Below are 13,902 nucleotides of genomic sequence, written 5' to 3' on the forward strand. Positions count from 1 at the left end.
TGCCCCCTTACACGCGAACCGGTAGAATTAACTGCAGATTAGAGTGAGTTGTATCCTCTGCTCCCACTACCACGATAGGTCTCTGATTACTAATCATTTTTATCGCGATTGTTTCAGAAGTTATCGTTTGTAGTGCTTGTAGCAGATATTCCACATTACAAGCCAATGTAAATGCTTCTACTTGATTACATGGAATTTCTACACTTGCAGTACCTACTTGAGAATTTTGTGGTTTAAGATGGATGCTTTCTTTTCCTTCTGACGTAAGTACGATTAAGGAAGAAAATGCTGAAAGCTGCTCCAACGTATTTTTAAATTCTTCACGTGATAGTTGTATTTCACTTTTAAATTCGTCGGGTACCATACGTGCCGTATCGGGATATGTACCAGCTAGTAATCTAGACTGATAGATAATACTTTCGCCACGGATCAACAGCTGTGTATCACTAATGAGCTTTAATTGTAAATTTGTTTCACGATTAAAGAGCTTAAGAGCTGTTTTAAGAGACTTAATTGGTAACACGACTTCACCATCTTTTGCGATAGTGATCTTTGTACAATCAAAATGTAAACGGGCTAAACGGTGAGCATCAGTTGCTATACTAAAGAACTTATCATCAACTGATTTTAAGTTCACACCTGTTAGAATCTTACGTGTATCCATTGCAGGAATAGCATGTAACGTTCCGTTGGCCATTGATACAAATTGTTCTTGTGAAAGTGAAATCCAATCTTCCCCTGCTTCGATTTTAATTTCAGGATATTCTTCGTGATCCATGGTACAAAAGCTAAATTGTTTCTTCTTACTTTCTACAATCTTTAGCTCATTGTTTTTATGTTCAAGACCGATGAATTCACTTTTGAATTTCTTAATCGTTTTAAGTACCGGAGCAGCTGCAAAAAGCACCTTCCCCGGTTCAGTACAATCCCCACTGTTTACATTAAAGCGAGTTACTAATGTTACTGTTTCTGTACCGTCTGAACCCATTAGAATCATTCCCTTTGAATTACAATCCAATAAAACACCTTGTAATGCCGGCATTGGGTTTTTAACGTCTACAGTAGCACTTGCTTTCTCTAATTTTTCAATAAATAATGTACGGTTAATAGTAAATTTCATAATAAATCCCTCCAAAAAGTAATAAAAAAAGAACAGACCTCATATCCTGTTCATTCGTTTTCCTGCTATAAAACAAAGCTTTACGCGCTTTGTTGTTTTTTTAACTGTTGTATGAGTTGATGAATGGCTTCTGTATGATCATGAAGTAACCATTCTCTAAAGGATGTAACATCACCAGGAATAAGAGCTGATAACCACCGGTTAAGCTGTTTCTCATTTCCAGGACGGATATTCTTCGCTTCGTGAATCAACTGTAAACTAGTTAGAATTCCTTCTAAACCACCAATCGTCGTATCCTCAAATGTTCTTGCTTGCGCATTATAATTGTGATTATAGGCAAGTAGAATTTCCTTGGATGTAATACTTAATGGTTTTGCAAGCTCTTGTATGTTTTGAATTAGTACACCTAGACTTACTTGGCCATTCGATGGTTCCTTCTTTGAACTTCCTTGTTTATGTTTTTGCTGTAACATAGTAGGTGGTATAAAATAATATCCTTTCTTTTGATAAGAAATATAGATACTATTTGGGCCATTACTACATGTAGAAAGTTCTACTTTAGTAGGTTTTACATTATAATACCGATAGGTAAGCCAATTCTTCAGCATTACCTGTTAAGAGTGGCTTTTCCCCCGGTCCACACCGTACGTGAGACTTTCACCTCATACGGCGCTCCATCTAATAATCAAATAGCATGAATTTTGTTCCTGAATCGTTTCAGTTTATTAATTTCCTTATTATTCAAGATGCTGCTCATATCAACTTCATTGTGTATTGCCTTGTGAATTTCCTTATCTACACAGGCTAGATTTGGCAGCTTATTGACTTCTTCTAACGGGAGATTAGGATTAATGTGATGAACATGCAGGTTGTGCTTCCCAAGTGGGACTCCTGTAATTCTACATTTTCCTCTATCTCTGTTGAACGCATATCCTCTATTCATAAAGTACTCAAAATTGTATCGGGGTGAATTCACAAGTTTTTTCCTGACTTTCTCAAGGAGAGAGAGGCTTGTAATTTCATCTAGTCTGACACTGAACTCCTTTGTTCCCTTTCTTCGCTCGATTAATTTACGTCCCGAAGGAGAGTATGGAGTTTCATTTTGAACCTTTTGTTTATATAGGTTTTCGTTCATCTTGGTTAGGTTTAAATGCATAATGCCAATGTAGCCAACTTCGGTTTTAATAGCTAAAGTCTTTTGTGTCCGTTTAGGGTATTTGTCCGCAAGGTTAATACACTTGTTGATAGGATGTAAGACCCCACCACGCCTAGATAGAAGATTAAAAGTCTTTTTTCTTAACTTATAACCTTCTCTATCCATTATGGGAGATTCGGTGGCATATGAATAATAATTTATTAATCCTCTAACCTTTGAGTTATAGGCTAAGATTAGCTGTGCATTACTCAGTTTATCGTGGCTTAATCTTTTGCCGAGAGAAGTGAGTGTGGCTCTGAGTTCTTTTACTTTTCTTTTAATCTTCTTATCAGAAGGAGTTATTTGGCTGATATATCTTGTCTTTTTATCCTTCTTCTTTTTTCCTTTTACACCTTTTAAGACTACCTTGTATTTGAAGCCAAGAAATTCTATTGGCTTATGCCTGATGTTGGTTATTCTTGTTTTCTCTTCGGATAGTTCAAGTTTAAGTTCTTTCTGAAGAAAATTCTTGATAACAGTCTTCCATCTATAAGCATGGGATTTGTTATTAGTGACTAGAACCCAGTCATCAGCATATCTGATTAGATAGCCTGGCTTAAGGTTAGAAGATTTTAAACCTCGTAATTTATGATCGTGTTTCGAATACTCATGTCTGGTTGTAAATTCTTCAAATTGCTTGGCAACCCATTTGTCGAAGGAATGTAAGTATACATTTGCTAAGAGGGGGCTTAATATGCCACCTTGGGGTGTACCATTGTCATTTCTAATGATATTTTTGAAGATTCCAGCTTTGAGGAATTCCGTTATTAGGCACAATATTCGTCTATCTTTGATTCCCATGCTCCATAGTTTTTTTATAAGAATCCTATGGTTTACTTTGTCGAAGAATTGACGAATATCACCTTCTACGATCCAGTGATACCCAGTGTTATGAACAAGGACTTTTACTCTTTCCAACGCATGATAGGTAGTTCTTTCTGGTCGAAACCCAAAGCTGTATTTGAAGAATTGTGCTTCGAGTACAGGCTCTAAGACTTGCTTCATCATTTGTTGAATTATCCGGTCTTCTATGGTTGGAATACCGAGAGGTCGTTGTCCGCCATTAGCCTTTGGAATAAACACACGTTTTATTAGGTGCGCCTTGAAATTTGTGAGTCTACCACGAATTAACTCGATAAGTTTTTCTTCGGATAGTCTGAGGTAGTCTTGGATTGTTTTTCCGTCTACCCCTGGAGTCATGGAGCCTTTATTGCTTTTTAGCGAGTGTATCGCAGTGACAATATTAGGTTTTGACATCGCAATTTCAAGGAGAGATGTGTGTTTGATTCTCGTCTTTTTTCCATATGCTCTTTTGTTTTTGAGTACAGCTTGTCTAATGTTCTCTTTAATTCTGTTTCTGATTCAAGAGTATTTTCTAGTTTTCGCACCAAATTGCATCACCTCTTTTGCTGAGATTTTGCTCTAAGGTTTAGTCGGTTACTGTTACACATTCCTAGAATAATTTTGCCTTTGCATGATTATTAGACTTGGGCCCTTCCCTCTAGTTATATTACATAACCTTCTTTGGTACTATGACCCTACTGCCATTGGTGTTAAGGAACTTCAGTATTGTATGTGTAATACCTTATATCCACGAACCGATAATTAACCATCGTATGACGTTCTCACCAACTTCAACTGTTCCACATGTTTTAGCCTTACATATAGCCTTAGGACTCACCTTTATGCCGTCAGTTACTAATGAACTAATCGTAATTTGATTCATTAGATGAATAGGGTATAGTCCCTATCCGCAGATTTGATATACCTTATTATCATTTCCACAACTGAAAAGGTATGGTTTTACCTCCTCCATATTTCTAAGGAACGGATAGTATCGACACGTACATTCAGTGATTCGCCAGAATCTATGATTCATTCTATCCATAGCTATTTTATGGCGTCCCGATTACTTTTCTTACCATGTTCCCTGAGGAATTTAGGTTCGATTTTCACCGCCTTCAACGGGCTCATAACAATGATAGGGTTCTCTATTATTGCTATCCGTAGTATTAGACCTTTTCAAGAGTTTACGATGTTCTTGCAAGACTTACTTCCGAGTCTTGATAGTCAAACATGCAGTTAGAACATTTTATAGTTCCCTCGCTTTTATATAGTGTGTTTCCACAACTTTTTGTGCGAGAACAGTTCACACAAGGTATCTTCCTACGCCCCAAAGCACAGCAGCTCTTTTTAAACTATTTGAAAAGCCACCTTTTACAGAACTATAGTCAGATTCTTCACTTCCATCCTCTTTTGATATCCAACGTTCATTCAAAAACACTGATATGGTACATTTCGTTGCTTTCTCACCCCATTTTTCATACGACACCTGCCAGTTATCAATACCAAAGACTTCATCAAATCGGTCCTGAATGGCGCGTGCGTCAACAAATGGAGCTACAAACGCAAAAAAACGACCTTGGCTTTCAAATGTATTTATAATTTTCCATCCTAATTGTTCGACAGGAAATTCAGCTTGTAAACTTTCCATTATATTTGTCATAATAATCCTCCTGTATTACTTGTTATTTCGAATCTGGGTGTTTCCACTCTTTCTTTCGAAATTCATCAATCATTTCACATATAATTCCTCTGTTTTCATGAAGCAGCCAATCCTCATGGGAAGTAATATCTTTCCCTGATTGAATGGATAGACGCTTATTCAAATCCTCTATACTTTTACAACTGATATTCCTTGCTGCATAAATGAGACTTAAACTTACTTTTAAATCTCTTAAATAAGAAATGGTAATATCCTTAAATGTCGTAGCTTTCGTATTGAAGTTTTGATTGTGCGCTTGCAACATTGATACAGAACTGATCCATAAAGGATTAGCTAGTTCTTTAATTTCTTTAATAATGTCATGTAAATGAGCATCATTTTGTAATTTCCTTTGTGATTTTTCCATGACTAAATTCATGATGTTTCCCCCTAATTAATAAAATAATTGCCTAAAGTGCTGGCTATACAATAACTCCAAACTTGAAGACAACACAAAAAGGGCTTCTTCAAGTCGATTAAAAATGTGTATAGCAAAATAAGCTATATATACACTAATCGGCTCAAAGAAGCCCTTTCATAAATGAAACAAGACGCAACTTGCTTCTACAACTCAACCACAACACAAAAAAAGGTGTGGGAATAAACGGAATCAATTAAACAATAAATATATCTGTATATTAAATTATCTTTATTTTTAATGCAAGTAAAAAAGAGTGAAACAACCGTATCACTCTTTCATCCATAGTATATTATTTGCTCCAAAATTCATTATAATACCAAGCTCGATAAGAAATATGTTCTGATACATCCATTATTTTCATACGTCTTCTATGATTTTAGGGTGAACAGGTATACTATATATCTTCGCATCGTCTGGTTTCATCATATCTTCTACTTCAATTTTTACAACTTTTAGATGGTACGGCATACGACCATTACTAAAAATATCCCCTACACAAATTGTCCAAAGACTTGTTTCTATTTCAGTTACATTATTCATTTTATATTCTCCTCTATAAATTAATAAAAAAGACATTGAACAAATACGTCCAATGTCTTTTTCCCTCTTATATACTAGTTAACTCAAAGTATAATTTTTCTGGTTTTCCATACATGCTAATTTCATTTTGATATACGACAGCTAATGGCTGAGGCATCTCAATGCTTTCCATATAGGATAATGAAGCAGCTGCTTCTATTTTTTCTTTAATCTCATTAGGAATGGCTGAATAAGATAAGCTATTCATTTTACTTCCTAATTTAGTATCTGTAGCAGCTTCATAATAAATTTCGGTAATTATGACCTCATTATCATCTGGATCATACATATATCCTCGGTTAACTGTAATCATATTGTAGTGCTCCTCTCAGGTTTACATTTTCTAATTCCTTGTGCTTTTAGCATTGCAACAAGTACCTTACTTATATATAAATCCCATATTTTCTATAGTTGCATTCCATTCTATAACTACTGTACTATGTCTCTTTTATAAATTGTTCTTAAAAACGGAGAGTTCAGAAATTCTTAACAAAAGTAGGATATGATAAAGCCCTGGATTTGGTTATAATTTCTTACCGCTTTTAATATTTGAGATTCTTTAAATTTGCTTTTTTACAGTGTAATTGCATAGACCCAGGAGCCTTTTTCAAGCCTGAATGTATCAAGATCTTTATCTATACGATAGAAAACATTCAGTTCATACTCTGAAACTACTGCAAAATACATATAAACTGTCCCTTTACCTAAATATTCAATTCTCTCAATTGACAAAGAGAACATATCCCTCATAAGTTGTTTACAATGTAAAATCTCTTTTAATTCTTTTTCAACATTCATATATATACACCTACTTTATTAAATTTTTGGTAGTAAATTTGCTATAACACATGGTAAATCTACAATCTTTTGACGATGATAAATTTCTTCTACTGTGTCATAGATTGCTATATGCCCATAATCTACCTTTACTCGCTCACGCAAACCTAATCGATTAATATTAACGTACTCCACTTCTCCATAATCACTCTGCGCTTCCATTAAATAAAACCCTACTGCCTCATATGGACTATTGGCTGCAATAATTTTTATAGCAAGTTCTTCTCCATAACTAACCTTATAAAATTTCATTTGTACTTCCCCCTTGAAATAGAAAAAAGCACCTTAAAATTGTGCTTTAATCACTTTTATTATTCGTTTAGCCTAAATGGTCTAATACATGTATTTCCTAACTTAAAGACAACACAAAAAGGGCTTCTTTAAGTCGATTAAAAATGTGTATAGCAAAATAAGCTATATATACACTAATCGGCTCAAAGAAGCCCTTTCACAAATGAAACAAGACGCAACTTGCTTCTACAACTCAACCACAACACAAAAAAGGTGTGGGAATAAACGGAATCAATTAAACAATAAATATAGTTATATATTAATCTATTTTTATATCATATTCAATTGTTTTAAGGAAACAAAAATAAGAAGGGAATTTATATATAGTTGTTTTATGTACCATATAATAATGCCCCTGTTTCAACGTTTATAAATCCCCTCTTATTTCAGTTCTTGTTGTTACACCATGTACTGCATTTCAAAATAAAGTTTTTCTGGTTTTTGATTTTGGTCTAAATGACATAGTATTTCTGGAATGGTTTGTTCTTCTACTTCCATACTTTCCATATAAGACATACTTTCGTTTTCTTGAACTTTTTTAAAAATGGAAGTAGGTAGTTTGTCTGCAGAAAACACACCCATTTTGCTTCCTAACTTTTGTTCGGATGCAGCGTTGTAGAAAATTTCGTTCACAATGACCTCATTATCATCTGGATCATACATGTACCCTCGTTGTATACGTAGCAATTTGTTACTCCTTTTAAATATATTCCTTTACACGAATGTTTATATTTGTATATATTGTTTTTCTGTATAAAGGTGTCAAAGAATATTATTTCGTAAAATCCGTAATTTGTATAGAGGGAGATACAGGATAATTCGTTTTCTTAAATTTTTTTTAAATATTCCACGCTTTTTTATATAACAAACAAGCCACCCTTTAAAATGAATCAATAGCTTGTAAGGGCGGCTTAGTTTGTTGCGAATAGCTTTGTATTTAATTGTTTAATCTCTCCTTCTGCAAGGGGCTGGTAAAATGCATGTTGTAATCCTTGTATATGCAAGGTTTCTCCTATACATAACAATACTTTACCAGGGAGCAGGTCGAGTAATAGTTCATTATTAATTTGCTTTGCTTGGTTTTCAGTAGAAACATAGATAACTAACACTGTAGGATTGTTTCCTAAATCTTGCATAATAACATCTTTTCCTGATTCTACGAAATCTTTCCATCGAGCAATAATTCGTTTTAAACGATCCTTTTTATCTGTTAGTAGAGTGGAGTATACAACGAAATTAAATATGTGATTTACTCCGCCTTGCACTGCAAAACTTAAAGGAGGGGTAAAAACCCCTTTACTAATAGATGGATGCATAATATGACCTAAAAACGATGGAGCATAACGCAGGTGGCAGATTAATTCTATATCGTGCCAATAACGTAAGTGAACATATTTACCATGATTATCAATTCGTTCTGGGGCAAAGAAGAACATATTTCCTTGCCAGTATTTTAAAAATTTGTAACCATTGTCGGATAACGTATATGTTTCTTCAAAGATCTCCATTTCAAAACTCTCCACTTGCCATTTTTCAATTAGACGGTAGTAAAGTAATCCTTGAAGTGCATCATTTATTTTCTTACGAGAATATTTATCCTTAAATAAATATAATAAATGATTAAATCGAACAGATGTATGAACACCAATGAAAGCAAGTAAGGCATACTGTTCTTCTGTTAAACGCTGCTTAAACTTAACCAATTCGTCAAAAGAATGGAATACATAGGTTTTATCCAGTTCATGTATCCGATATATTTGAAGTCCCTGTACATCCTCACTTGATAAATGAGGAATAGAAGGGACATAAGTGGGCAATTGTTTCTCTATTGTACGCATAGTCATCCATTAAAATTGGAAAATTGACGAATTAGTTTTTTTACTTTGTCCCTGCGGATAATTTAGGATACGCACTGTACCTTTTCTATTTTTCGCGTCGATATTAAGCAGCTCACATGTAACAATCGTTTGATTTTTCGCATCTTCTACAGTTGGATTAGCAAGATTACGGCTCTTAAGTCCTTTAAACTGAATTCCTGGTGCAACCTCTACGAAAATACCCGCAATAGCGTCTACCCCTACAATTTTACCTACAAATCGGTCACGGCGTTTCTTTAGTTCTAACAACTTTTCAATTGGATCTGTTTCTAGTTTCTTTTTATTTCCTCTAAATTCATAACGGCCATTCTTTTCCCCTACTTTATCGATGATAAGTTCTACAACATCACCAATGACAATATCCTCCGGACGGACGAATGTATAGGACCAGTGTGAGTACCGTACACCTATTGTTACACCGTGTACTTCAACTAAGACTGTTTGTGCAGATGGGATATGTCCTGAAACGGTTCCTGTGTATACCTTGTTGCCCTCTTGCGCTGTCACTTCTTCATATAATCTTTTTTGAAGTGCCAATTCTCCTGCAGTGATAGATACAACAGCAAAGTTGCCTTCCTCCGTTTTTTGGAAGTGTTCAATGATTAAAGGCTTGGTTCTACCAACTAGCCATTGAGGATTTTTAGGAACATTTATACCTGCCTCTGTAATGGGGCAATATGCTGTTGTATGAGTACCAATTTGCATTGTAAGTACTTGTATACGCTCAGACTTTCCGTTTTTAGTTGGGAATAGCTTTTCAGATACGACTGTAATCAAGCCTTTTCCTACAGTACGCTCACGTTTCATACGGGCTAATTCCTCTAGTTCATGATCACGTACTCGCTCAAATTGATTAAAGTTTGTTTCTAGCACTGTGTCACCTTGTAGGTTCTCTGCTTCAAAAGCCATTCCAAGTTCTTCTACAGTTTGAGTGTTTGTCTTATCTTCTGCCATTATATTTTCCTCCTAGAACGTAAAAAAGGACACACCTGTACCGTTGGGATGGTACGTAAGGTGTGTCCTTCACGTAAATTATGGTTTATTTATATAGTTGTTAATACAAATATAATGGTATTTCTACTCAAATGCAAGAATAATTTTAAAATCATAAGTTTGCTATAGGTTAAATCAAAATCTAGAATGCAGCCTTACTAGGGGGACCGCTAGTATTTCGGAAAAAACACGCTAAGAGTATGCATAATTTTATACAATTTTTCGAGTAATTCAGTAACAAACGAGAACCCTAAAACCGCGCCAAGATAGGAATGTATAAAAAATTGAATAGATCCATAGAACAAAAAAAAGCGGACTCCCTGTGAGAGTAAGGGCCCGCTTTTTTCCTCTCTACCAATAATGATGCGTTATGTTAACTGTACTTGTATACAATATACAAAACAAAAATACTTTTTTAGATGCAAACACATATAAGATATCTAAAGTTATAGATGAACAAAATGTACTATTGAAGAATATATAAAATATATATCAAATATAGTACAAGCCTATTCATTACATCCTTAGTAAAAATAAAATTTTATGGCTTTTGGAGGAAAACATATGCCCAAAAAAGTTCTCTTGTTTACAGATTTGGGAATTGATGATGTGTTTGCTATTCTGTACACCTTTTTTCGTAAGGATATCCAACTTGTGGGGATTGTAGCGGATTATGGAAATGTATCGAGAGAGAATGCTATAAAAAATATTAACTATTTGAAGTATATTTCGGGAAGAAAAGAGATACCCGTATTTCTCGGTGCTTCTGTACCTTTAACAGGTATATTGGTTCAATATTTTCCTGAAGTACATGGAAAAGTAGGACTAGGACCTATCATTCCACCTGAAATCCCTTATCCAATTTATCCCATAAATGATATTTACAAAATTATAAACTCAAATTTAGACGATCTTACAATTATCAATTTGGGAAGACTTTCATCATTGGCTACGTCATTTATTTTGAATTTAGAAGCAATGCGGAATGTGAAAGAATACATTTGCATGGGTGGAGCCTTTTTTTACCCCGGAAACGTGACTGCTGTGGCTGAAGCTAACTTTTACGCAGACCCTTATGCAGCAAACTTAATTCTGCAGCATGCGAAGAATTTGACAATTATTCCATTAAACGTCACCCAACACGCGATTGTTACACCTGAAATGGTTCAACAAATTGATGCATTTCACCGGAATACACAAGACCTTGCAGGACTCATCATCAAACCTATGTTAGACTACTACTATAATTTCTACTCTAAATCGAATCCTGGCATAGGAGGAAGCCCTATGCATGATTTTTTAACAATATGGTATTTGTTGAATCCAGATGCAGTTCGTCTGTCAAAAGTGCCCATCAAAGTAATTCCCGATCTAGGAGAAGGATTTGGTCAAAGTATCGCAGACTTTCGTTTTGTGACAAATCCAGGTTATAAAACACATAATATCGCTTTTCAGTTCAATTATGAAAGATTTAAGAGAGATATTATGGAAACATTTTTAAGGAAAAGACTATAGCATATCCTAAGTAAAGATAAAAATACATATTTAAAAAAGAATTATTTATAGTTGGATGTATTGTAGTTGCTATGAGTTTACTAAAATAGAACTTCCTATATCGAGAATTATGGTGCGACAAGAAGTCGCATTCCCACAGGGTAGCTTCTGCTACTAGATTAGATGCAAAGTCTATCTCCATCCGAAACTGCGGACTTGGTAACGGGCTCGTGGGTTGCATGAGGAAATGTGGAAACAGAGAGTCTGTACATGACTCGGAATACCGCTAGGAGAAGACAGGTACGGTGAACGAGAGTGAAGGCTCGTAAGCTTCGTAATCGTTAGCTTGGGATAATGTACAGCTCTACCCAGGTCTTGATAAGAGGAAAGGCATTCTCATAATACTGCCGCGTTGCATCCCGCAACTTATCCGGAGTAAAGAGTCCACCTAACCCTGTCGTATCTGTGGAATGTGAAACTTGGTAAGCCCTATGTCATCTGCGCAAGCAGTAGGATGACTGTAAAGTCAAACGATGTGGCAGAGGGTAAAGGATATAAGAGAAAGCAAAAGCCGCTAGCCGAAAGGAAACAGGAAAGCATAGAAATATGTATAACTGAGCGGATATTGTCGTCCTTACGGACAAACCCATGACAAGCCTGAAAGGGAGCCCACTTCTTATAGGTCTTCAACATGGAAATACATTTGTAAGTTATCTTCTGACGAATAGGAGCGTGCAGTTATGAACACCTCAGAACGAGCGTCGGCGCACGTCTCGTATACAAACTGGAAAGCAGTTCAGATGTATGTGACGAAGTTACGACAAAGAATTTACCGTGCCGAACAGTTACAGCAACAAAGAAAGGTAAGAAAACTTCAACGCTTACTCATGAGAAGCGAAGCAAACTTACTGTTATCAATTAGACGAGTAACACAGCAGAATAAAGGAAAGCGAACAGCAGGTGTTGATGAACATACAGCCTTGAGTCGCAGAGAAAGAAATCTTCTCTATGAGCAACTCAAAAAGTTAAATACGCTACAACACCGACCAAAACCAGCAAAACGTATATACATTGTGAAGAAAAACGGAAAATTGCGACCGTTGGGCATCCCAACTATAAAGGATAGGGTATATCAAAATATAGTGCGAAATGCCCTTGAACCACAGTGGGAAGCCAGATTTGAAGCTATTTCTTACGGGTTTCGTCCTAAGCGAAGTACCCATGATGCCATACGAAGCATTTTCAATAGAATCAACGGGGGCACAAAGAAGAAATGGATATTTGAAGGAGATTTTCAGGGCTGTTTTGATCATCTCAACCATGAGTGGATACTCAAACAAACTTCTTACTTCCCAGGAAGAAAACTATTGAAGCGATGGCTCAAGATGGGATACATGGAGCAAAGCTTTTTCGCGGAAACGCAAGAAGGTACTCCGCAAGGAGGAATTATCTCGCCACTTCTCGCTAACATTGCCCTTCATGGAATGGAAGAAACCTTGGGAATTACTTACAAGAAAAACTATAAAGCTAATGATAGTTATATTATGAATCCTGCTTGCAAATTTACCCTTATCCGTTACGCAGATGATTTTGTGGTCTTAACGGAGACAAAAGAACAAGCACTCTCTGTATATATGAGACTTCGTCCCTACTTAAAGGACAGGGGATTGGAATTAAGCCCTGAAAAGACGAAGGTTACACATATTGAGGAAGGATTTGAGTTCCTAGGATTCTTGATTCGGCAGTACCAAACTGAACAGGGGAATAAACTGTTCATCAAACCAAGTAAGGGCAGTAGACAGAAAGCGAAGAAGAAAATTGGAGATACTTTACGTGTCATGAGGGGTCAACCCATCGGAGAAATCATCCGAGTGCTTAATCCTATTATCAGAGGATACGGGCAATACTGGAAACATGTCGTTTCTAAGAAAATCTTTGGTACAATGGATAGCTATATCTATTGGAGAATCGGCAAACATCTTCGACAGCTCCATCCAAAGAAGTCGTGGAAATGGATATATGCAAGATATTACAGGCATCCACATCATGGTGGAAATGCTTGGACACCAACCTGCCCGAAAACAAATATCCAACTCTTACATATGTCATGGATTAAGATTGAGAGACACAACATGGTGAAATTCAAAAATAGTCCTGATGACCCAACATTGAAAGAATACTGGGAAAAAAGAGACCGTAAGGTATTTGATACGGAAAACACGATGGATAGAATGAAGCTGGCTAGAAAACAAGGTTACCGCTGCGCTATCTGCAAAACTCCACTACAAAACGGGGAAAAGGTAGTCGTAAAAGACATGCCTGTTCCGCAACACCTCATATTGTCTAATTTAAACTTAAAATTAGTTCACTTACCTTGCCTATACTAAAGGGACTGAAATCGGATAAAAAGAAGGCTTGAGCCGTATGATGGGAAACTGTCACGTACGGTTCTGAGGGGAGTTGGGGGCAGCGATGCCCCCCGCTTACCCGACTAAATAAGCTGCCTATATGGGCCATAGCCATCAAGTTTAAAAAATAAGTCCGATGCCT

The 13,902-nt window shown here is 36.1% G+C and carries 12 protein-coding genes and 2 pseudogenes; 2 read left to right on the forward strand and 12 right to left on the reverse strand.

Features of this window, described 5'->3' with window-relative positions:
- Window positions 1-7: 7 nt before the first annotated feature.
- The 12 genes and pseudogenes from dnaN to MHB74_RS27925 form a co-directional block, all read right to left on the reverse strand.
- Complete coding sequence (gene dnaN, locus MHB74_RS27870) at window positions 8-1,120, reverse strand: DNA polymerase III subunit beta (protein ID WP_000673198.1); 1,113 nt, start codon at window positions 1,118-1,120, stop codon at window positions 8-10.
- Window positions 1,121-1,200: 80 nt separating this feature from the next.
- Entirely contained in the window at window positions 1,201-1,728 is a 528-nt protein-coding gene (locus MHB74_RS27875; protein ID WP_000917103.1) for a hypothetical protein, read from the reverse strand.
- Window positions 1,729-1,805: 77 nt separating this feature from the next.
- The gene (ltrA, locus tag MHB74_RS27880) at window positions 1,806-3,572 is read right to left on the reverse strand and encodes a group II intron reverse transcriptase/maturase (RefSeq protein ID WP_234823506.1); all 1,767 of its coding nucleotides are present in this window, start codon (window positions 3,570-3,572) and stop codon (window positions 1,806-1,808) included.
- An 898-nt stretch (window positions 3,573-4,470) separates the two neighbouring features.
- Window positions 4,471-4,821, reverse strand: a pseudogene (locus MHB74_RS27885) (Rad52/Rad22 family DNA repair protein); the annotation flags it as partial.
- Window positions 4,822-4,843: 22 nt separating this feature from the next.
- Entirely contained in the window at window positions 4,844-5,239 is a 396-nt protein-coding gene (locus tag MHB74_RS27890) for a hypothetical protein (RefSeq protein WP_001055070.1), read from the reverse strand.
- Between the two features lie 331 nt (window positions 5,240-5,570).
- Window positions 5,571-5,821: pseudogene (locus tag MHB74_RS27895) on the reverse strand (hypothetical protein).
- A 67-nt stretch (window positions 5,822-5,888) separates the two neighbouring features.
- Window positions 5,889-6,173 (reverse strand): hypothetical protein, encoded by a 285-nt coding sequence (locus MHB74_RS27900; protein ID WP_000633806.1) that lies wholly within the window; start codon window positions 6,171-6,173, stop codon window positions 5,889-5,891.
- A gap of 260 nt (window positions 6,174-6,433) precedes the next feature.
- Window positions 6,434-6,658, reverse strand: a complete 225-nt coding sequence (locus MHB74_RS27905) for a hypothetical protein (protein WP_001100171.1) — start codon at window positions 6,656-6,658, stop codon at window positions 6,434-6,436.
- A gap of 18 nt (window positions 6,659-6,676) precedes the next feature.
- Window positions 6,677-6,949 (reverse strand): hypothetical protein, encoded by a 273-nt coding sequence (locus MHB74_RS27910; RefSeq protein WP_000675279.1) that lies wholly within the window; start codon window positions 6,947-6,949, stop codon window positions 6,677-6,679.
- A gap of 438 nt (window positions 6,950-7,387) precedes the next feature.
- On the reverse strand, window positions 7,388-7,651 hold the full coding sequence (locus tag MHB74_RS27915; protein WP_002020034.1) for a hypothetical protein: 264 nt from the start codon (window positions 7,649-7,651) through the stop codon (window positions 7,388-7,390).
- 248 nt (window positions 7,652-7,899) lie between these two features.
- Complete coding sequence (locus tag MHB74_RS27920; RefSeq protein WP_001259100.1) at window positions 7,900-8,826, reverse strand: hypothetical protein; 927 nt, start codon at window positions 8,824-8,826, stop codon at window positions 7,900-7,902.
- Window positions 8,827-8,835: 9 nt separating this feature from the next.
- Complete coding sequence (locus MHB74_RS27925; protein WP_000796697.1) at window positions 8,836-9,819, reverse strand: hypothetical protein; 984 nt, start codon at window positions 9,817-9,819, stop codon at window positions 8,836-8,838.
- A gap of 603 nt (window positions 9,820-10,422) precedes the next feature.
- Here MHB74_RS27925 and MHB74_RS27930 point away from each other — a divergent pair.
- Window positions 10,423-11,373, forward strand: coding sequence for a nucleoside hydrolase (locus tag MHB74_RS27930; protein WP_061679444.1), 951 nt, complete (start codon window positions 10,423-10,425; stop codon window positions 11,371-11,373).
- A 719-nt stretch (window positions 11,374-12,092) separates the two neighbouring features.
- Window positions 12,093-13,739: a group II intron reverse transcriptase/maturase gene (gene ltrA, locus MHB74_RS27935; protein ID WP_001097732.1), complete on the forward strand. Its 1,647-nt coding sequence runs from the start codon at window positions 12,093-12,095 to the stop codon at window positions 13,737-13,739.
- The last annotated feature ends 163 nt before the right edge of the window (window positions 13,740-13,902 follow it).

The organism is Bacillus sp. FSL K6-0069 (assembly GCF_038007785.1).
In the GTDB taxonomy this organism is placed as follows: Bacteria; Bacillota; Bacilli; order Bacillales; family Bacillaceae_G; genus Bacillus_A; species Bacillus_A mobilis.

What these genes read in the sequence shown, in the direction of transcription:
- dnaN (WP_000673198.1), bottom strand. Translation starts at nt 1,120, where the DNA reads ATGAAATTTACTATTAACCGTACATTATTTATTGAAAAATTAGAGAAA.
- MHB74_RS27875 (WP_000917103.1), bottom strand. Translation starts at nt 1,728, where the DNA reads ATGCTGAAGAATTGGCTTACCTATCGGTATTATAATGTAAAACCTACT.
- ltrA (WP_234823506.1), bottom strand. Translation starts at nt 3,572, where the DNA reads ATGTCAAAACCTAATATTGTCACTGCGATACACTCGCTAAAAAGCAAT.
- MHB74_RS27890 (WP_001055070.1), bottom strand. Translation starts at nt 5,239, where the DNA reads ATGAATTTAGTCATGGAAAAATCACAAAGGAAATTACAAAATGATGCT.
- MHB74_RS27900 (WP_000633806.1), bottom strand. Translation starts at nt 6,173, where the DNA reads ATGATTACAGTTAACCGAGGATATATGTATGATCCAGATGATAATGAG.
- MHB74_RS27905 (WP_001100171.1), bottom strand. Translation starts at nt 6,658, where the DNA reads ATGAATGTTGAAAAAGAATTAAAAGAGATTTTACATTGTAAACAACTT.
- MHB74_RS27910 (WP_000675279.1), bottom strand. Translation starts at nt 6,949, where the DNA reads ATGAAATTTTATAAGGTTAGTTATGGAGAAGAACTTGCTATAAAAATT.
- MHB74_RS27915 (WP_002020034.1), bottom strand. Translation starts at nt 7,651, where the DNA reads ATGTATGATCCAGATGATAATGAGGTCATTGTGAACGAAATTTTCTAC.
- MHB74_RS27920 (WP_001259100.1), bottom strand. Translation starts at nt 8,826, where the DNA reads ATGCGTACAATAGAGAAACAATTGCCCACTTATGTCCCTTCTATTCCT.
- MHB74_RS27925 (WP_000796697.1), bottom strand. Translation starts at nt 9,819, where the DNA reads ATGGCAGAAGATAAGACAAACACTCAAACTGTAGAAGAACTTGGAATG.
- MHB74_RS27930 (WP_061679444.1), top strand. Translation starts at nt 10,423, where the DNA reads ATGCCCAAAAAAGTTCTCTTGTTTACAGATTTGGGAATTGATGATGTG.
- ltrA (WP_001097732.1), top strand. Translation starts at nt 12,093, where the DNA reads ATGAACACCTCAGAACGAGCGTCGGCGCACGTCTCGTATACAAACTGG.